The 19,497-nt window shown below is 60.2% G+C and carries 17 protein-coding genes, 3 tRNA genes and 1 riboswitch; of the genes, 16 read left to right on the top strand and 4 right to left on the bottom strand.

The genetic code is table 11. The annotated features are described in order from the left end of the window. Positions 1–262 precede the first annotated feature (262 nt). The 7 genes from J5M66_RS24825 (at position 263) to astE (ending at position 8,144) form a co-directional block, all read left to right on the top strand. Positions 263–1,483 (top strand): aspartate aminotransferase family protein, encoded by a 1,221-nt coding sequence (locus J5M66_RS24825; protein WP_207807941.1) that lies wholly within the window; start codon positions 263–265, stop codon positions 1,481–1,483. A 246-nt stretch (positions 1,484–1,729) separates the two neighbouring features. Next, positions 1,730–2,749, top strand: a complete 1,020-nt coding sequence (aruF, locus tag J5M66_RS24820; protein ID WP_024014015.1) for an arginine/ornithine succinyltransferase subunit alpha — start codon at positions 1,730–1,732, stop codon at positions 2,747–2,749. Between the two features lie 51 nt (positions 2,750–2,800). Then, positions 2,801–3,826, top strand: a complete 1,026-nt coding sequence (astA, locus tag J5M66_RS24815) for an arginine N-succinyltransferase (protein ID WP_024014014.1) — start codon at positions 2,801–2,803, stop codon at positions 3,824–3,826. After that, the gene (gene astD, locus J5M66_RS24810) at positions 3,823–5,292 is read left to right on the top strand and encodes a succinylglutamate-semialdehyde dehydrogenase (protein WP_207807969.1); all 1,470 of its coding nucleotides are present in this window, start codon (positions 3,823–3,825) and stop codon (positions 5,290–5,292) included. Before astA ends, astD begins: the two co-directional genes overlap by 4 nt. Positions 5,293–5,430: 138 nt before the next feature. Beyond that, on the top strand, positions 5,431–6,777 hold the full coding sequence (gene astB, locus J5M66_RS24805) for an N-succinylarginine dihydrolase (protein WP_071173304.1): 1,347 nt from the start codon (positions 5,431–5,433) through the stop codon (positions 6,775–6,777). Positions 6,778–6,833: 56 nt separating this feature from the next. After that, on the top strand, positions 6,834–7,124 hold the full coding sequence (locus tag J5M66_RS24800; RefSeq protein WP_122612066.1) for a topoisomerase II: 291 nt from the start codon (positions 6,834–6,836) through the stop codon (positions 7,122–7,124). 12 nt (positions 7,125–7,136) lie between these two features. Then, positions 7,137–8,144 carry a succinylglutamate desuccinylase gene (gene astE / locus J5M66_RS24795; protein ID WP_071173302.1) on the top strand — a complete coding sequence of 336 codons (1,008 nt, stop codon included), beginning with the start codon at positions 7,137–7,139 and terminating at the stop codon, positions 8,142–8,144. Positions 8,145–8,305: 161 nt separating this feature from the next. On the opposite strand, the gene J5M66_RS24790 is transcribed toward astE, so the two are convergent. Next, positions 8,306–8,815 (bottom strand): 6,7-dimethyl-8-ribityllumazine synthase, encoded by a 510-nt coding sequence (locus J5M66_RS24790; protein ID WP_016773593.1) that lies wholly within the window; start codon positions 8,813–8,815, stop codon positions 8,306–8,308. 103 nt (positions 8,816–8,918) lie between these two features. Next, positions 8,919–9,090, bottom strand: a riboswitch (FMN riboswitch). Positions 9,091–9,366: 276 nt separating this feature from the next. On the opposite strand from J5M66_RS24790, the gene ltaE reads away from it, so the two are divergent. From ltaE to J5M66_RS24755, 7 genes are all read left to right on the top strand, one after another. Continuing rightward, positions 9,367–10,371 (top strand): low-specificity L-threonine aldolase, encoded by a 1,005-nt coding sequence (ltaE, locus tag J5M66_RS24785; protein ID WP_207807942.1) that lies wholly within the window; start codon positions 9,367–9,369, stop codon positions 10,369–10,371. A gap of 146 nt (positions 10,372–10,517) precedes the next feature. Continuing rightward, positions 10,518–13,133 (top strand): alanine--tRNA ligase, encoded by a 2,616-nt coding sequence (alaS, locus tag J5M66_RS24780; protein ID WP_122612069.1) that lies wholly within the window; start codon positions 10,518–10,520, stop codon positions 13,131–13,133. A gap of 90 nt (positions 13,134–13,223) precedes the next feature. Further along, the gene (locus tag J5M66_RS24775; RefSeq protein WP_016773595.1) at positions 13,224–14,465 is read left to right on the top strand and encodes an aspartate kinase; all 1,242 of its coding nucleotides are present in this window, start codon (positions 13,224–13,226) and stop codon (positions 14,463–14,465) included. A 187-nt stretch (positions 14,466–14,652) separates the two neighbouring features. Beyond that, entirely contained in the window at positions 14,653–14,841 is a 189-nt protein-coding gene (csrA, locus tag J5M66_RS24770; protein WP_002554426.1) for a carbon storage regulator CsrA, read from the top strand. A gap of 62 nt (positions 14,842–14,903) precedes the next feature. Further along, positions 14,904–14,994, top strand: a tRNA-Ser gene (locus tag J5M66_RS24765). Positions 14,995–15,101: 107 nt separating this feature from the next. After that, positions 15,102–15,178 (top strand) — tRNA-Arg (locus J5M66_RS24760). Positions 15,179–15,250: 72 nt separating this feature from the next. Continuing rightward, positions 15,251–15,327: transfer RNA gene (locus tag J5M66_RS24755), tRNA-Arg, on the top strand. 19 nt (positions 15,328–15,346) lie between these two features. On the opposite strand, the gene J5M66_RS24750 is transcribed toward J5M66_RS24755, so the two are convergent. Next, the gene (locus tag J5M66_RS24750; protein WP_056788070.1) at positions 15,347–15,859 is read right to left on the bottom strand and encodes a hypothetical protein; all 513 of its coding nucleotides are present in this window, start codon (positions 15,857–15,859) and stop codon (positions 15,347–15,349) included. Positions 15,860–16,180: 321 nt separating this feature from the next. Here J5M66_RS24750 and mgtE point away from each other — a divergent pair, with 321 nt between their 5' ends. Next, positions 16,181–17,623, top strand: coding sequence for a magnesium transporter (gene mgtE, locus J5M66_RS24745; RefSeq protein ID WP_016773597.1), 1,443 nt, complete (start codon positions 16,181–16,183; stop codon positions 17,621–17,623). Positions 17,624–17,879: 256 nt separating this feature from the next. Here mgtE and J5M66_RS24740 read toward each other — a convergent pair whose 3' ends face one another. Beyond that, entirely contained in the window at positions 17,880–18,206 is a 327-nt protein-coding gene (locus tag J5M66_RS24740; RefSeq protein WP_003178899.1) for an Arc family DNA-binding protein, read from the bottom strand. A 389-nt stretch (positions 18,207–18,595) separates the two neighbouring features. Here J5M66_RS24740 and phnN point away from each other — a divergent pair, with 389 nt between their 5' ends. After that, on the top strand, positions 18,596–19,165 hold the full coding sequence (gene phnN, locus J5M66_RS24735) for a phosphonate metabolism protein/1,5-bisphosphokinase (PRPP-forming) PhnN (protein ID WP_207807943.1): 570 nt from the start codon (positions 18,596–18,598) through the stop codon (positions 19,163–19,165). On the opposite strand, the gene J5M66_RS24730 is transcribed toward phnN, so the two are convergent. Continuing rightward, on the bottom strand, positions 19,140–19,319 hold the full coding sequence (locus J5M66_RS24730; protein ID WP_016773599.1) for a PA3371 family protein: 180 nt from the start codon (positions 19,317–19,319) through the stop codon (positions 19,140–19,142). The two genes, phnN and J5M66_RS24730, sit on opposite strands and share 26 nt — an antisense overlap. Between the last annotated feature and the right edge of the window lie 178 nt (positions 19,320–19,497).

The following is a 19,497-nucleotide window of genomic DNA, read 5'->3' as shown; positions in this document are numbered from 1 at the left end:
GCAAGCGCCCCCCGTGCGGTAGATATTTATGTCTCTGCCGTGGGGGCTGACTTGGTATCCTGCGCGGCCTGCCGCAAATCGGCCGCGCCCGGTAAACTGCGCCTTTGCGACGCTATATGTCGCATTGCCGTAAACCCGGGAAAATCCGGGGTTTGCGCTATAAGAAGTTGTCGCTTGGCGACAAGGCCGGGCACCCAACTGTCCTTACAATCCCCTCATCGCTCGCCAGTTCCAGGCGGGTGTTCCTCTTCAGGAGACTCCGATGTCCGTTGAGCACGCTGCGGTACAACGCGCCGATTTCGACCAGGTAATGGTTCCCAACTACGCGCCTGCCGCTTTCATTCCGGTGCGTGGCGCCGGTTCCCGGGTCTGGGATCAGGCCGGCCGCGAGCTGATCGACTTCGCTGGCGGGATTGCCGTCAACGTCTTGGGCCACGCGCATCCGGCGCTGGTCGGTGCCTTGACCGAACAGGCGAACAAGCTGTGGCACGTGTCCAACGTGTTCACCAACGAACCGGCCCTGCGTCTGGCGCACAAGCTGATCGACGCCACGTTTGCCGAGCGCGTGTTCTTCTGCAACTCCGGCGCCGAAGCCAACGAGGCCGCGTTCAAGCTGGCCCGTCGCGTCGCATTCGACCGTTTCGGCACCGAGAAATACGAAATCATCGCCGCGCTGAACAGCTTCCACGGCCGTACCCTGTTCACCGTCAACGTCGGTGGCCAGTCGAAGTACTCCGACGGCTTCGGCCCGAAAATCACTGGCATCACCCACGTTCCCTACAACGATTTGGCCGCGCTGAAAGCCGCGGTGTCCGAGAAGACCTGCGCGGTCGTGCTCGAGCCGATCCAGGGCGAAGGCGGCGTGCTGCCGGCCGAGCTGGCTTATCTGCAAGGTGCCCGCGAACTGTGCGACGCGAACAACGCGCTGCTGGTGTTCGACGAAGTGCAGACCGGCATGGGCCGCAGCGGCAAGCTGTTCGCCTACCAGCATTACGGCGTGCCCCCTGACATCCTTACCAGCGCCAAGAGCCTGGGCGGTGGTTTCCCGATCGCGGCGATGATGACCACCGAAGCGCTGGCCAAACATCTGGTTGTCGGCACCCACGGCACCACTTACGGCGGCAACCCGCTGGCCTGCGCCGTTGCCGAAGCGGTGATCGACGTGGTCAACACCCCTGAAGTGTTGAATGGCGTGAACGCCAAGCACGACAAGTTCAAGACCCGCCTGCAACAGATCGGCGAGAAATACGGCCTGTTCACTCAGGTGCGCGGTCTCGGTCTGCTGATCGGTTGCGTGCTGAGCGACGCCTGGAAAGGCAAGGCCAAGGACATCTTCAACGCCGCCGAACAGGAAGGCCTGATGATTCTCCAGGCTGGTCCGGACGTGATCCGTTTCGCCCCGAGTCTGGTGGTGGAAGACGCCGATATCGACGCCGGTCTCGACCGCTTCGAACGTGCCGCAGCGAAGTTGACGCAAGCCTGATGGACCTTTCGGCGCCTGGAGTTTTTCCGGCGCCGAACCAATTTTTGATACCGGGCACATTCACCTGTTGGATTGAACCTGTGGTGAGGGGATTTATTCCCGATGGGCTGCGCAGCGGCCCTAGATTTTTGGGGGTGCTTCGCCCCCCAGCGGGGATAAATCCCCTCGCCACAAGTCCCAATCCTGCATCGATCTTTATGTGGGCCCGGTTTTTTCTGTGAATATTGAAGAGAAAGGAGTGACACCATGCTGGTGATGCGCCCCGCGCAAATGGCTGATCTGGGCGAGGTACAGCGTCTGGCTGCGGACAGCCCGATTGGTGTCACTTCCTTGCCGGATGACGTGGAACGTCTGAGCGACAAGATCGCCGCGAGCGAAGCATCGTTCGCCGCCGAAGTGAGCTTCAACGGTGAAGAGAGCTACTTCTTCGTCCTCGAAGACTCGAGCACCGGCAAACTGGTCGGTTGCTCGGCCATCGTTGCTTCCGCCGGTTACTCGGAGCCGTTCTACAGCTTCCGTAACGAGACCTTCGTCCACGCCTCCCGCGAGCTGAAGATCCACAACAAGATCCACGTGCTCTCGCAGTGCCACGACCTGACCGGCAACAGCCTGCTGACCAGTTTCTACGTGCAGCGCGAGCTGGTCGGATCGCCGTGGGCCGAGCTCAATTCCCGTGGCCGTCTGCTGTTCGTCGCCAGCCACCCGGAGCGTTTTGCCGATTCGGTGGTGACCGAGATCGTCGGTTACAGCGACGAGAATGGCGATTCGCCGTTCTGGGATGCGATCGGGCGTAACTTCTTCGACCTCAACTACGCCGAGGCCGAGCGCCTGTGCGGGCTGAAAAGCCGCACCTTCCTCGCCGAGCTGATGCCGCATTACCCGATCTACGTGCCGCTGCTGCCGGATTCCGCCCAAGAGGCGATGGGCCAGGTGCACCCACGGGCGCAGATCACCTTCGACATCCTGATGCGCGAAGGCTTCGAGACTGATCACTACATCGACATCTTCGACGGCGGCCCGACCCTGCATGCGCGGGTTTCCGGGATCCGTTCGATCGCCCAGAGCCGCGTGGTGCCGGTGAAAATCGGCGAGCCGGTCAAAGGCGCCGGGCGTCAGTACCTGGTGGCCAACGCACAGTTGCAGGATTACCGCGCGGTGTTGCTGGAGCTGGATTACGCGCCGGGCAAACCGGTGACGCTGGATATGGAAGCAGCCGAAGCCCTGGGCGTCGGTGAAGGTGCCAGCGTGCGCCTGGTGGCGGTTTAACGCCTTAGCGAGTTTCACGGGTGGCGCGAGCGGCCCGTTTGAGGAGATAGCATGATTGTTCGTCCCGTACGCAGCAGCGATTTATCCGCGCTGATCGACCTGGCCCGCAGCACCGGCACCGGCCTGACTACCTTGCCGGCCAACGAAGAGCGCCTGACCCACCGGGTCGGCTGGGCCGAGAAGACCTTTCGCGGCGAAGCCGGGCGTGGCGATGCCGACTATCTGTTCGTGCTCGAAGACGATGACGGCCGCGTGGTGGGGATTTCCGCCATCGCCGGTGCGGTAGGCCTGCGTGAGCCCTGGTACAACTTCCGCGTCGGTCTGACGGTCAGCGCTTCGCAAGAGCTGAACATCTACCGCGAAATCCCGACGCTGTTTCTGGCCAACGACCTGACCGGCAATTCCGAGCTGTGCTCGCTGTTCCTGCACGCCGATTACCGCAACGGCCTCAACGGCCGGATGCTGTCCAAGGCGCGCATGCTGTTCATCGCTGAGTTCCCGGAGCTGTTCGGCAACAAGATCATCGCCGAAATGCGCGGTGTGTCCGACGACGCCGGGCGCTCGCCGTTCTGGGAAAGCCTCGGTCGGCACTTCTTCAAGATGGAATTCAGCCAGGCCGATTACCTGACCGGCGTCGGCAACAAGGCATTCATCGCCGAACTGATGCCGAAATTCCCGCTGTACACCTGCTTCCTCTCGCCGGACGCGCGCAACGTCATCGGCCAGGTGCACCCGGACACCGAGCCGGCACTGGCGATGCTCAAGAGCGAAGGCTTCAGCTACCAGGGTTACGTCGACATCTTCGACGCCGGCCCGGCCATCGAATGCGAAACCAGCAAGATCCGCGCGGTGCGTGACAGCGAAGCGCTGGTGCTGGCCGTCGGCACGCCGGGCGATGACGCCACGCCGTTCATCATCCACAACCGCAAACGCGAAGATTGCCGCATCACGGCTGCCCCAGCGCGTCTGGCTGCGGGCACCCTGGTGGTCGATCCGCAGACCGCGAAACGTCTTCAACTCAGCGCCGGCGATCAGGTTCGCGCCGTGGCGCTGTCCGCTGCACGGGAGTCGAAATAATGAATTCGCTATACATCGCAGGTGAGTGGCTGGCCGGTCAGGGCGAAGCCTTTCAATCTTTGAACCCGGTGACCCAGCAAGTGCTGTGGGCGGGCGAGGGCGCCACTGCCGCGCAGGTCGAATCGGCGGTTCAGGCTGCTCGCCAGGCATTTCCTCATTGGGCTCGTCGCACCCTCGAGGAGCGCATCAGCGTCCTCGAAGCTTTCGCCGCTGCGTTGAAAAACCACGCTGACGAACTGGCTCGCACCATCGGCGAAGAAACCGGCAAACCGCTATGGGAAGCTGCGACCGAAGTCACCAGCATGGTCAACAAGATCGCCATTTCGGTGCAGAGCTACCGCGAGCGCACCGGCGAGAAGAGCGGCCCATTGGGCGACGCCACCGCCGTGTTGCGCCACAAGCCCCACGGCGTGGTTGCGGTGTTTGGTCCTTACAACTTCCCGGGTCACCTGCCTAACGGTCATATCGTCCCGGCGCTGCTGGCCGGTAACAGCGTGCTGTTCAAACCCAGCGAACTGACGCCGAAAGTCGCCGAGCTGACGGTCAAGTGCTGGATCGAAGCCGGTCTTCCGGCAGGCGTGTTGAACCTGCTGCAAGGCGCGCGGGAAACCGGTATCGCTCTGGCGGCGAACCCGGGTATCGACGGCCTGTTCTTCACCGGTTCGAGCCGCACCGGCAATCACCTGCATCAGCAATTCGCCGGGCGTCCGGACAAGATCCTTGCTCTGGAGATGGGCGGCAACAACCCGCTGGTGGTCGATCAGGTCGCTGATCTGGACGCGGCGGTGTACACCATCATTCAGTCGGCGTTCATTTCCGCCGGCCAGCGCTGCACCTGCGCCCGGCGTCTGCTGGTGCCGCAAGGTGCGTGGGGCGACAGCCTGCTCAAGCGACTGGTTGAAGTCAGTTCGACCATTGAAGTCGGTGCCTTCGATCAGCAACCGGCACCGTTCATGGGCTCGGTGATTTCCCTCGGCGCGGCCAAAGCGCTGATGGATGCGCAGGAACAACTGCTGGCCAACGGCGCGGTGGCGCTGCTGGAAATGACTCAGCCACAAGCGCAGTCGGCCTTGCTGACCCCGGGCATCGTCGATGTGACGGCCGTGGCCGAGCGTCCGGACGAAGAACTGTTCGGGCCGTTGCTGCAAGTGATCCGCTATGCCGATTTCGGCGCGGCGATCAGTGAAGCCAACAACACCGCTTATGGACTGGCCGCCGGTTTGCTCTCCGATTCCGAAGCGCGTTACCAGCAGTTCTGGCTGGAAAGCCGCGCCGGCATCGTCAACTGGAACAAACAGCTGACCGGCGCCGCGAGCAGCGCGCCATTCGGCGGTGTCGGCGCCTCGGGCAACCACCGCGCCAGCGCCTACTACGCAGCGGATTACTGCGCATACCCGGTGGCGTCGCTGGAAACCCCGAGCCTGGTGCTGCCTGCTGCCCTGACACCCGGCGTGAAAATGGCGTAGCGCCCATTCGCGAGCAGGCTCGCTCCCACAGGGAAATGCATTCCAGTGTGGGAGCGAGCCTGCTCGCGAAGGCCGCACCTCGGTCTTAAAGAATAGTTACTGAAGCCTATAACAACAGATTCTCGTGGAGCCTCGCTGATGAAATCCTATGAAGTCAATTTTGACGGTCTAGTGGGGCCGACCCATAACTACGGTGGTCTGTCCTACGGCAACGTCGCCTCGCAGAGCAACAGTCAGCAATCCTCGAATCCGAAGGAAGCGGCGCTGCAAGGTCTGGCGAAGATGAAAGCGCTGATGGACATGGGCTTTCAGCAAGGCGTGCTGGCCCCGCAGGAGCGTCCCGACGTGGCCGCGCTGCGTCGTCTGGGCTTCAGTGGCACTGACGCGCAGGTGATCGAGCGCGCCGCCAAGGAAGCGATGCCGCTGCTGGTCGCCAGTTGCTCGGCGTCGAGCATGTGGGTGGCCAACGCCGCCACGGTCAGCCCGAGTGCCGACACCGCTGACGGCCGCGTGCACTTCACCGCCGCCAACCTCAATTGCAAATACCACCGCAGCATCGAACACCCGACCACCAGCCGCGTGCTCGGCGCGATGTTCGCCAATCAACAGCACTTCGCCCATCACGCCGCTTTGCCGGCAGTGGCGCAGTTCGGCGACGAAGGCGCGGCCAACCACACGCGTTTCTGCCGTGAGTACGGCGAGGCGGGCGTCGAGTTTTTCGTGTTCGGCCGCAGTGCGTTCGACAACCGTTTCCCGGCGCCGCAGAAATACCCTGCACGCCAGACCCTCGAAGCCTCGCAAGCCGTCGCGCGTCTGCACGGTCTGCGTGACGAAGGCGTGGTCTACGCGCAGCAGAATCCCAACGTCATCGATCAGGGCGTGTTCCACAACGACGTGATCGCCGTGGGCAATGGTGAAGTGCTGTTCTATCACGAGGACGCGTTCCTCGAGACCGACAAGATGCTTGCCGAGCTGCAAGGCAAACTGGCCAAGGTCGGCGGTAACTTCCAGTCTGTTTGCGTGCCGCGTTCGGCGGTCACTGTGGATGACGCGGTGCGTTCCTACCTGTTCAACAGCCAGTTGCTCTCGCGTGCCGATGGCTCGATGCTGCTGATCGTGCCGCAGGAATGCCAGGCCAACGAACGCGTCTGGGCTTATCTGCAAAGCCTGACCAGTTCCGGCGGGCTGATCCGCGAAGTGAAGGTCTTCGATCTCAAGCAAAGCATGCAGAACGGCGGTGGCCCGGCGTGTCTGCGTCTGCGTGTGGCGCTGAATGAAACCGAACTGGCGGCGGTCAACCCAGGCGTTATCATGACGGCCCCGTTATACGGTTCGTTGACCGCATGGGTTGAAAAGCACTACCGCGACCGCCTGAGCGAAACCGATCTGGCGGACCCGCAGTTGCTGCTTGAATGCCGGACGGCACTGGATGAACTGACGCAAATCCTTAAACTGGGCGCGGTTTATCCCTTCCAGATCAATTGATCGCCGGCGCGCTGCCTGAACGCGGCGCGCGGCGTGTCACCCAAGAGAGTAAAAACATGAGCGATTCCCTGCAGCTGATCCTTGAAGACACCGACGGCACGCAATTGCAAACCTCGTGCACCCGCGTCGCGGTGATGTGGCAAGGCAAAGAGCTGTGGATCCAGCAGGACGGCCGTGGCCAGCTGCTGATCGGCGTCGACGTCGAGGAAGGTGACGACGAGTACGCCAACCTGCTGCTGCGCCCATTGGCGACTAATCTGGTAAGTCTGCAACTGGAAATGGAACCGGCTGACCTCGGCGCTGACGAGGATCACGTACACGGCCCGGATTGCAACCACGACCACTAAGGAAACCGCTCTATGCTCGCCCTCGGCAAACTGCTTGAACTGACCCTCGCCGGCCGTGAACCGGCGGAGAAGACTCAACTGACTGTCGAAGGCGTGCGCATGCGCTGGTTGAGCGAAGGGGCGCTGGAAGTGCGGCCCCCGGAAGCGCGCGACAATGGCCTGGACCTGCTGCTGTCGGCAGGCATCCATGGCAACGAAACGGCACCGATCGAGTTGCTTGATCGGCTGCTGCACGACATCGCACGCGGCGATCTCAAGCCGCGCGCACGCATTCTGTTCCTGTTCGGCAACCCGGAAGCGATTCGCAAGGGCGAGCGTTTCGTCGAGCAGGATGTCAATCGGCTGTTCAACGGCCGCCACGAACAAAGCAGCGGCTCGGAAGCGTTGCGCGCCTGTGAGCTGGAACGGCTGGCGGCGAGTTTCTTCAGCAAGCCCGAGCGCGAGCGTCTGCACTACGACCTGCACACGGCGATTCGTGGGTCGAAGATCGAACAGTTCGCCTTGTACCCGTGGAAGGAAGGGCGCCAGCATTCCCGTCGCGAACTGGCGCGCCTGCGCGCCGCCGGCATGGAAGCAGTGCTGTTGCAGAACAAACCATCCATCGTCTTCAGTTCGTACACCTACGACAAGCTCGACGCTGAAGCTTTTACCTTGGAACTGGGCAAGGCGCGGCCGTTCGGGCAGAACGACGGCGTTAACGTTTCACTGCTGGAAACCCGTCTGAAGCAGATCATCGAAGGCACCGAGCCGGAGACAGAAGAAGGGCTGGACGGCTTGCAACTGTTCAGCGTGGCGCGGGAAATCATCAAGCACAGCGATGCGTTCCGCCTGAATCTGCCAGCGGACATCGAGAACTTTTCCGAGCTGGAACCGGGTTATGTGCTGGCCGAGGATCTGGCCAATACCCGCTGGGTGATCGAAGAGCAGGGCGCGCGGATCATCTTCCCCAACCCCAAGGTCAAGAACGGCCTGCGCGCCGGCATCCTGATCGTCCCGAGCACCGACGAAAACCTCGCCTGACGCAATCTGGCGGCTGGAGCAAATCCCTGTGGGAGCGAGCCTGCTCGCGAATGCTGACTGCCAGCCAAAAATGATGGTGGCTGACACACCGCATTCGCGAGCAGGCTCGCTCCCACATTTGAATCCGGGTGGGGCTTGAGTCCCCACCCGGCCTGGTGCAGTCAGACCGCTACAGCACGCGGCTCGGTTCGACGCAACGCGCGAATCTTCTGCAACGTATCGGCGCAAGTCCGCGCTGCTTCCTGACCCTTGTGCACAAAGTGCTCGAAGAAGAACTTCTGGTGCTCTTCGCCCGAATGGAAGTGATGCGGGGTCAGCGACACCGAGAACACCGGCACTTCGGTTTCCAGCTGCACCTGCATCAGGCCGCTGACCACCGATTGCGCAACGAACTCGTGCCGGTAAATGCCGCCGTCCACCACCAGGGCGGCGGCGACGATGCCGGCGTAACGGCCGGACTTGGCCAGCAGCTTGGCGTGCAGCGGCATTTCAAAGGCGCCGCCGACTTCAAAGAAATCGATGTCCGATTCCTGATAACCCTGCACCAGCATTTCAGCGACGAAGCCTTTGCGGCTCTGGTCGACGATTTCCTTGTGCCAGCAGGCCTGGATGAACGCGACGCGCTCGCCCTGTGGGTGTTTGCTTTTGCTGTCGATAGCGGTGGGTTGCATGTTCTGACTCCTGTTTGTGTGAAAAACAGGGCGTTATGAATCGAAAGGGATGCAAGGGTGCGAACGCAGGCACGGATGCACGCGGACGGCCCTTTGGCGCCGATCCCGTTCTCTCTTCATCCGGACTATGACCGTCGGCCCCGGGATCACACCGGGTCTGCTGACCTTGCCGACGCACCCGACTCAAGTCGAGTGCAACGCCAAGCGCTCGCGGGCTATGCGCATTGCGCGCAATTACCGCCGGTGGGGAATTGCACCCCGCCCTGAGAACGTTTGTGCCGCCCAATCTCGGGCAGCGCGCAGTTTGTAACACATATTTTTCGGTCCTGCACAGAACCTGTGGGAGCGAGCTTGCTCGCGAAAGCGGCTTCACATTCAACGAATATGCTGCCTGTTACTGCTCTTTCGCGAGCAGGCTCGCTCCCACATGGGCTTTGTCTTCTCGAGGAAGAATGGGATTTTTACTCGGTGAAGGGTTGATTAATCTGCGCGATGACCGCAGTAATCCCACTTCACAAAGGGATTTCCCCATCTGACCAGAGGCCAGGTTCATGAGCGTTATCGATCTTCGCAGCGACACCGTCACCCAACCGACTCCCGCCATGCTCGAGGCGATGACCGCAGCCGATACCGGTGACGATGTGTACGGCGAAGATCCGACGGTCAATCACCTCGAGGCCGAACTGGCCCAACGCCTGGGCTTTGCTGCTGCGCTGTTCGTGCCGACCGGAACCATGAGCAACCTGCTCGGCCTGATGGCGCACTGCGAGCGTGGCGACGAATACATTGTCGGTCAGCAGGCGCACACCTATAAGTACGAAGGTGGCGGGGCGGCGGTGCTCGGTTCGATTCAGCCGCAGCCGCTGGAGCTGCAGAGCGACGGTTCGCTGGATCTGGATCAGGTCGCCGCCGCGATCAAACCGGACGATTTCCATTTCGCCCGCACGCGTTTGCTGGCGCTGGAAAACACCATGCAGGGCAAAGTCTTGCCGCTGGAGTATCTGGCGCGCGCGCGACGCTTTACGCAGGAACACGGCCTGGAATTGCACCTGGACGGCGCGCGGTTGTACAACGCGGCGGTCAAGCTCGGCGTCGATGCCCGCGAGATCACCCAGCATTTCGATTCGGTGTCGGTGTGCCTGTCCAAAGGCCTCGGCGCGCCGGTCGGCTCGGTGCTGTGCGGCTCCGAGCAACTGATCGGCAAGGCGCGGCGTTTGCGAAAAATGGTCGGTGGCGGCATGCGTCAGGCCGGGTTGCTCGCGGCGGCTGGCTTGTACGCGCTGGATCATCACGTCGAACGGCTGGCGGATGACCATGCCAACGCGCAGTTGCTCGCCGAGGGTCTGCGTGAGGCCGGTTTCGTCGTCGAGCCCGTGCAAACCAATATGGTTTATGTGCAGATGGGTGACAAGGCCGCAGCACTCAAGGACTTTGCCGGCGAACGCGGGATCAGGCTCAGCGCCGCTGCGCGCTTGCGCATGGTCACGCACATGGACGTCAGCCGCGCGCAAATCGAACAAGTGATCGCGACATTCGTCGAGTTTTCACGCAAGTGACAGCGTCAGCCGTCCAATTGACCGTTTCTATCGTATAAACACGCTGTACCCCGCGCGCAGGGCCGATATAATGCGGCCCTTTGCCGTCGCTTCGTCTCACGACGTTTCGAACAGGCCTTTGGCCGCAGCCTCCGTGGAAGAACCTAATGAAAAGCGCAGAAATCCGTGAAGCCTTCCTTCGCTTCTTCGAAGAGCAAGGCCACACCCGTGTAGCCTCCAGCTCTTTGATTCCGGGCAACGACCCAACCCTGCTGTTCACCAACGCGGGGATGAACCAGTTCAAGGACTGCTTCCTGGGCCAGGAAAAACGTGCGTACACCCGTGCCACCAGCAGCCAGAAATGCGTGCGCGCCGGCGGCAAGAACAGTGACCTGGAAAACGTCGGTTATACCGCGCGTCACCACACGTTCTTCGAAATGCTCGGTAACTTCAGCTTCGGCGACTACTTCAAGCACGACGCGATCACCTTTGCCTGGACCTTCCTGACTGGCGTGCTCAAGCTGCCGAAGGAAAAGCTCTGGGTCACTGTCTACGCCACCGACGACGAAGCGTATGACATCTGGACACAGAAAATCGGTGTGCCCGCCGAGCGCATGATCCGCATCGGCGACAACAAGGGCGCGCCGTACGCTTCCGACAACTTCTGGACCATGGGCGATACCGGCCCGTGCGGCCCGTGCACCGAGATTTTCTACGATCACGGCGAGCACATCTGGGGCGGCCCACCGGGCTCGCCGGAAGAAGATGGCGACCGCTACATCGAAATCTGGAACAACGTGTTCATGCAGTTCAACCGCACCGCCGATGGCGTGTTGCATCCGTTGCCTGCGCCGTCGGTGGACACCGGCATGGGCCTGGAGCGGATCAGTGCGGTGATGCAGCACGTCAACTCCAACTACGACATCGACCTGTTCAAGAACCTGCTCAAGGCTTCGGCTGAAGCGATCGGCTGCGAAAACGGCGATCAGTCGTCGCTCAAAGTCGTCTCCGACCACATCCGTTCCTGCGGTTTCCTGATTGCCGATGGCGTGCTGCCGTCCAACGAAGGTCGCGGTTACGTGCTGCGCCGGATCATCCGTCGCGCCTGCCGTCACGGCAACAAGCTCGGCGCCACCGGCAGCTTCTTCTACAAGATCGTCGCGGCGCTGGTTGCCGAGATGGGCGAAGCCTTCCCGGAACTGCAGAAGCAGCAAAGCAACATCGAGCGCGTGCTCAAGGCTGAAGAAGAGCAGTTCTCCAAGACCCTGGAGCACGGCCTGAAAATCCTCGAGCAGGATCTGGCCGAGCTCAAAGGCACCGTGGTGCCAGGCGACGTGGTGTTCAAACTCTACGACACCTACGGTTTCCCGATGGACCTGACCGCCGACATCGCCCGCGAACGCGGCCTGACCGTCGACGAAGCCGGCTTCGAGCGCGAGATGGAAGCGCAGCGTGTTCGCGCGCGTTCGGCCAGCTCGTTCGGTCTGGACTACAACACCCTGGTCAAGGTCGACGTGGCCACCGAGTTCACCGGTTACGCCGCCACCAGCGGCTCGGCGAAAATCGTTGCCATCTATAAGGATGGCCAGTCGGTCGACGTGCTGAGCGAAGGTCAGGAAGGCGTGATCGTGCTCAACCAGACGCCGTTCTACGCCGAATCCGGTGGCCAGATCGGCGACTGCGGTTTCATTCAGGCCGGCAGCAGCCGCTTCGACGTGCGCGACACCACCAAGACCGGCGGCGCATTCCTGCACCACGGTGTGCTGGCCTCGGGCAGTCTGACCATCGGCGCACCGGTGGAAACCCACGTCGACGCCGAAGTACGTCACGCCACCGCGCTGAACCACTCGGCTACTCACTTGCTGCACGCCGCGCTGCGTCAGGTGCTGGGCGAGCATGTGCAGCAGAAAGGTTCGTTGGTCGACAGTCAGCGTCTGCGTTTCGACTTCAGCCACTTCGAAGCGATCAAGCCAGAACAGATCAAGCAGCTGGAAGATATCGTCAACGCCGAGATTCGCAAGAACTCCGCCGTTGAAACCGAAGAAACCGACATCGAAACCGCGAAGAACAAAGGCGCCATGGCGCTGTTCGGCGAGAAGTACGGCGACAGCGTGCGCGTGCTGAGCATGGGCGACTTCTCGGTCGAACTGTGCGGCGGTATCCACGCCAACCGTACCGGCGACATCGGCCTGCTGAAAATCATCAGCGAAGGCGGTGTGGCATCGGGCGTGCGTCGTATCGAGGCAGTCACCGGTGCTGCGGCGCTGGCCTACTTGAACGCGGCGGAAGAACAACTCAAGGAAGCGGCCAGCCTGGTCAAGGGCAGCCGCGACAACCTGATCGACAAGCTCTCGGCGGTACTGGAGCGCAACCGTCTGCTGGAGAAACAACTCGAGCAGTTGCAGGCCAAGGCAGCCAGCGCTGCGGGCGACGATCTGTCGGCCTCGGCGGTGGACGTCAAGGATGTGAAGGTGCTGGCCGCCCGTCTGGACGGTCAGGATGGCAAGGCGCTGCTGGCGCTGGTCGATCAGCTGAAAAACAAACTCGGCCGCGCAGTGATCCTGCTCGGCGGTGTCCATGAGGAAAAGGTCGTACTGGTTGCAGGCGTAACCAAGGACCTGACTGGCCAACTCAAAGCCGGTGATTTGATGAAACAGGCTGCTGCGGCAGTGGGCGGGAAGGGCGGTGGTCGTCCGGACATGGCGCAGGGCGGCGGTGTCGATGCCGCTGCGCTGGATGGCGCGCTGGCGCTGACCGTTCCATTCGTCGAGCAGGCTTTATAAGACGGCTCGCCGGGCCCGCAGTCTAGTGGCGGGCCCGGCGACTGTTCGAAAGATTATTGGGCGCCCTTCATGGGCAGAGGCGGCTTTGAAATGGCTTTGATCGTACAGAAATTTGGAGGCACCTCGGTCGGCACTGTCGAGAGAATCGAGCAGGTCGCCGACAAGGTTAAGAAATTCCGCGATGCCGGCGATGACCTGGTGGTTGTGCTGTCTGCAATGAGCGGCGAAACCAACCGTCTGATCGATCTGGCCAAGCAAATCAGTGGCGAGGCACAACCGGTTCCGCGCGAGCTGGACGTGATCGTATCCACCGGTGAGCAGGTGACGATTGCCCTGTTGGCCATGGCGCTGATCAAGCGCGGTGTGCCGGCGGTGTCGTACACCGGCAATCAGGTGCGGATCCTGACTGACAGTGCGCACAATAAAGCGCGTATCTTGCAGATTGATGACCAGAAGATTCGCGGTGATCTGAAGGCTGGCCGTGTGGTGGTTGTCGCCGGTTTCCAGGGCGTCGACGAGCACGGCAACATCACCACCCTCGGTCGCGGCGGTTCCGATACCACCGGCGTGGCACTGGCGGCGGCCTTGAAGGCGGATGAATGCCAGATCTACACCGACGTTGACGGTGTCTACACCACCGATCCGCGTGTGGTGCCGGTCGCTCAGCGTCTGGACAAGATCACCTTCGAAGAGATGCTGGAAATGGCCAGCCTCGGTTCCAAGGTGCTGCAGATCCGTGCGGTGGAATTCGCCGGCAAGTACAACGTTCCGCTGCGCGTACTGCACAGCTTCAAGGAGGGTCCGGGCACCCTCATTACTATTGATGAAGAGGAAACCATGGAACAGCCGATCATTTCCGGCATCGCTTTCAACCGCGATGAAGCCAAGCTGACCATCCGTGGCGTGCCAGACACCCCGGGCGTGGCGTTCAAGATTCTCGGCCCGATCAGTGCCGCGAACATCGAAGTCGACATGATCGTGCAGAACGTCGCGCACGATAACACTACCGACTTCACCTTCACCGTGCACCGCAACGACTACCAGGCCGCACAGACCGTGCTGGAAAACACCGCTCGCGAGATCGGTGCCCGTGAAGTCGTTGGCGACACCAAGATCGCCAAGGTCTCGATCGTCGGCGTCGGCATGCGTTCCCACGCAGGCGTGGCCAGTCGCATGTTCGAATCCCTGGCGAAAGAAAGCATCAACATCCAGATGATCTCGACCTCGGAAATCAAGGTGTCCGTAGTGATCGAAGAGAAGTACCTGGAACTGGCCGTGCGCGCGCTGCACACGGCTTTCGAACTGGATGCTCCGGCCCGTCAGGGCGAGTAATCCGCTTCTGTGAAGGGCGCGGTCTGACCGCGCCCTTTATTTTTGAATGGCGCGAGCCCCGGAACTGTTCTTTTGCTCGCGCTGGTCAATACTCAGGCATGTAGGGCTACGATCGCTGCGGTTGTAGGTCGGGTGTCTTTTTTTTGCAGACTGTTGTCCCTGAAATGAATGGCGTAAGGAGAAAGGTATGCTGATTCTGACTCGTCGGTGCGCGGAAAGCCTGATTATCGGTGACGGCGAAATCACCGTGACCGTGCTCGGCGTCAAAGGAAACCAGGTGCGTATCGGCGTCAACGCTCCGAAAGAGGTTGCGGTGCACCGTGAGGAAATTTACCTGCGTATAAAGAAAGAGAAGGACGAAGAACCAAGCCATTAATTTTTATCGATTTTTATGTTTGCAAACGGGGAAGAAGCTGGTTAATATACGCCCCGTGTTGCGGAGAGCTGGCCGAGTGGCCGAAGGCGCTCCCCTGCTAAGGGAGTACACCTCAAAAGGGTGTCGGGGGTTCGAATCCCCCGTTCTCCGCCATTATTTGCTTAGTACGTCGTAATCTGGCTTCTTCTGTAAGTTGTTGAAATTACTAGAAAAAGTGTTTGACATAGAGATTAGACGGCCTATAATGCGCGGCAACAAATGCACTCGTAGCTCAGCTGGATAGAGTACTCGGCTACGAACCGAGCGGTCACAGGTTCGAATCCTGTCGAGTGCACCATTTAAGAGTTATTTGCTGTAAGGTGAGTAACTCGGCTTCAGCCAGTTGTGGTCTGGTTTAAAAACACAAAATGCACTCGTAGCTCAGCTGGATAGAGTACTCGGCTACGAACCGAGCGGTCACAGGTTCGAATCCTGTCGAGTGCACCATATACCAAGAAGCCCGCGTTTAACGCGGGCTTTTTGCTGTCCGGGATTTGGCTTTTCCCTTCACGCAGCCTCTTTCATCAAAATCAATTTGAGCACTGCGGCCTCGCTTGAGGTCGTAACGATAGCTCGTTGTCGACGTGCGCGTGTTGATCTTGTCGGGCTTGCCCAGTGCGCTTTCGACGTCCCGCTGGCTCATGCCAGCAATCACTCGCCGATTGATGATCGCTTCGCGCCGCTGCCTGTTATCGATCAGGTTTCCACATTTGTGTTCGGTGCCGCCGACGATGCCTGGTTCGCGCCCGCTGTCTTTCATGCCGGTGACTGCTTCGTGATTGAACTCCGGCATGATTGCGACCCAGCCGGGTGAATACGGGTGGACCTCCTGAATTGAGAGTTGCTCGCCAGTTGCGCAGCTCATCGACGTAAACGTGACGCTGCCGTCAGCGGCCTGGCAACGATGAAGTGTGGTGGCGTTGGCAGGCGTGAAGTGGAGCAGGGCGGTCAGTAGAAGAAGCGCTGGTTTTGCTGGCATTCGATGTCCTCCTTGACGATCTATGCTCAAGGGTAGTCGCTGCTTTTTGCATTGCCGGTGTGTTTTCTTTTCAAGATGAGTCGTCGCATTTGCACGGGTCAGGCAGGTGCTCAGGTTTGTTTCGCAAGCGCTTGTTTCAGCCGTGATTTTTTCAACGTTTTAAACCGTCAGGCGTGTATCATTGCGCCCGTCAGCCCCGCCGGGGCTTATGGAAAACCTCCATGGACTTACCCAGTAGTTGTTCAGTAAACCGTTTCACCAATCATGAATTGACTGATTGATCCTTCCGGCGTGCCCCGCTGCTGGGAGTGGAGTTCGCCTATGTCCGAAATCGAAGTAAAGAAAACACAGGAAAGCCTGCAGGACCGCCTGGCTCAGGTCGTCGAGTTGCTGCAGCGCCAACGTGTCGTTGAAGACCTGACTCATCGCCAGGAAGGTCCGCATCACGACCGCGTGGAAAACCTGGTTCACCGGCAAAACCTCGTCGAGCTGCAACGCAAGCTCGATGACCTGCACTCCGCCGACGTCGCCTACATTCTCGAAGCCTTGCCGCTGGACGATCGTCTGACGCTCTGGCAACTGGTCAAGGCCGACCGCGACGGCGACATTCTTCTTGAAGTATCCGATTCCGTCCGTGAGACGCTGATCGCCGACATGGACGATCACGAGCTCCTGGCTGCGGCCAAGGACATGGACGCCGACGAACTCGCTGACCTGGCCTCCGAGCTGCCGCGCGACGTTGTCCATGAGCTGATGGAGAGTCTGGATAACCAGCAGCGCGAACGCGTGCGCTCGGCCCTCTCCTATGACGAGGATCAGGTCGGTGCGTTGATGGACTTCGAGATGGTGACGATCCGTGAGGACGTCAGCCTTGAAGTGGTTCTGCGTTACCTGCGTCGCCTCAAAGAGCTTCCCGGTCACACCGACAAACTGTTCGTGGTCGATTACGACGGCGTGCTCAAGGGCGTGCTGCCGATCAAGCGTCTGCTGGTCAACGATCCGGAGAAGCAGGTGGCCGAAGTGATGGCCAGCGATCCGGTGAGTTTCCACCCGGACGAAGACGCCTACGACGCCGCTCAGGCATTCGAGCGTTACGACTTGATCTCGGCGCCGGTGGTCGACAAGAACGGCAAACTGATCGGCCGTCTGACCATCGATGAAATGGTCGACCTGATCCGTGAGGAAAGCGAAAGCGAAGTCCTCAACATGGCCGGTCTGCGCGAAGAGGAAGATATCTTCGCCTCGGTATGGAAATCCCTGCGTAACCGTTGGGCGTGGCTGGCGGTGAACCTGATCACTGCATTTGTCGCATCGCGGGTGATCGGTCTGTTCGAAGGTTCGATCGAGAAGCTGGTGGCACTGGCGGCGCTGATGCCGATCGTGGCGGGTATCGGTGGCAACTCCGGTAACCAGACCATCACGATGATCGTGCGCGCCATGGCGCTGGATCAGGTCAGCACCGGCAACACCTCGCGCTTGATGCGCAAAGAGCTGGCGGTCGGTTTGATCAACGGCCTGGTCTGGGGCGGGGTGATCGGTGTAGTCGCGTACATGCTCTACGGCAGTTGGTCGCTTGGCGTGGTGATGACGGCAGCGATGACGCTCAATCTGTTGCTGGCGGCGTTGATGGGCGTGTTGATCCCGATGACGCTGGCGAAGATGGGGCGCGATCCGGCGATGGGCGCCAGTGTGATGATCACGGCGATGACCGACAGCGGTGGCTTCTTCATCTTCCTCGGGTTGGCGACAATCTTCCTGCTCTGACCTTGTGCAATGAAAAGCCCGTCAAATCGACGGGCTTTTTTGTGCCTGCCAAACAGATATGAGCGCAAGTACAAGTAACCGTGGCGAGGGGATTTATCCCCGCTGGACTGCGCAGCAGTCCCATTGTTTTTGGGGCTGTCATGCAGCCCAGCGGGGATAAATCCCCTCGCCACACTCAATTGCCAAGCGGCCATCTGTCATATTGCGGGCAAAAAAAAGCCAGCAATCATGCTGGCTTCAATATGCTCGGTATAACTCAGGACGCGTCAGCGGCCATTTCTGCGTCGTGTGCGATCAGCGACACCAGGGCGTTCTGCTGACGGTGCGACAGCTGACGGAAGCGTTGCAACAGCTCGCGCTCGTGCAGCGACAGCTCCGGGCTGTCCAGGCGCATGCTCAGCTCTTCGCCCAGTGCGCCTTCCTGAATAAGACTCTGCTCAAGGCGCGCAATGATCTCGGAGTTCATGCTGCGATGATGATTGCGAGCCACCTCGGCAATGCGTTCACGCATTCCGTCTGGCAGACGTACGACAAACTTGTCAGCCGTACGGCTGGAATAAATTGCCTGTTTCAATGGGCGCATATATTTAACCGGTTAGTTCAGGGGAGCGGTTCTCGGGATTGGCCGCAGGATGTGTGGTAGGACAAGCATCCGGACCAATTGGTTCAACCTGAATTGTTAAGAGGCCGGCATCATGCCTCAAAATTGCCAGATCATTGGCGTCAATTCTGTGACAAATATTGAGCCGGGTAAAGGCGTAATGCCAGCACCAGTTGTCAGAAATGCGGACTGGTTGGAAAACTTTCCAATCCTTCCGTATCGCTGCCCGTTTTCGCATACACATCTGTTGATGTCCGAAGACCTCAGAACGTGCATGCTATGCGGCTCGCTATTCTTGATCCCTATGTGTACAGGATAGTGGCAATTTGCCGATTTACTAGAGGCAGGACCCGTCGGAGGGCGTTTACAGGATGGATGGCAAGCTTTTTTACCTGATGGGGCCGTCCGGTTCGGGCAAGGACAGCCTGATCGATGCATCGCGTGAGCCACTGCGGGCGTTGAACTGTGAAGTAATGCGTCGGGTGATTACCCGCTCGGCGGAGTCCGTCGGCGAAGATGCAATTGGCGTGACGCTTGAAGAGTTCGAGCGGCGACAGCACGCCGGCGCTTTCTCCTTGGCCTGGCAAGCCAACGGCCTCTCCTACGGCATTCCAAGGAAAATGGATGAATGGTTGCAAGCGGGCCGGCACGTACTGGTCAACGGGTCGAGAGCGAACCTGCGTCAAGCAATGGAAAAGTATCCAACGCTGGTGCCGATTCTGCTGACAGTCAACGATGAGGTCCTGCGCAAGCGCTTGCTCAGCCGTGGTCGGGAGACCCCTGAGCAAATTGATGCGAGGCTGGCTCGCAATGCGTTGTTCAAAGACCGAAGATCCAGCGACAGCCCCATTCATCAGATCGACAACTCTGTGGACCTTGCTATCGCGGTCTCTTCGTTATTGGAACTGGTTCGGCTTAACGCAGAACCGGATCGAACTTGATTTTGCGCCCTGCAATCAGCGCCAGCACAAACAGCACCGCAAACACGCCACAGCCAACCAGAGGCAAGGTGACTTCCGTCTCCTCGAACAGCGCCAGGTGGGTAACGCCACTCAGTAAAGCGAGGATGAGAAATCCTGTCGCCGATTTGGACATGTTGTACTCCTGAAGATATTTCAAAAAACCAGACGTTCGGTGGTTGGCGCCGAGGCTAGCTCAGGCTCGCTGACCATTTGTGTAGAAGCGTCGCTGCGATCACTCAACACTGCCCACTGCGGCGCTTTCTGCACTTGCAGGTAATGCGGCATGCGCTGCGCCACTGGCTGCTCAACGT

Origin of the sequence: Pseudomonas sp. 67(2021), from assembly GCF_017491835.1 — a bacterium.
Taxonomy (GTDB): domain Bacteria; phylum Pseudomonadota; class Gammaproteobacteria; order Pseudomonadales; family Pseudomonadaceae; genus Aquipseudomonas; species Aquipseudomonas atacamensis.
The sequence above is the reverse complement of the archived record's forward strand: the minus strand, read 5'-3'. Positions and strand labels throughout refer to the sequence as shown.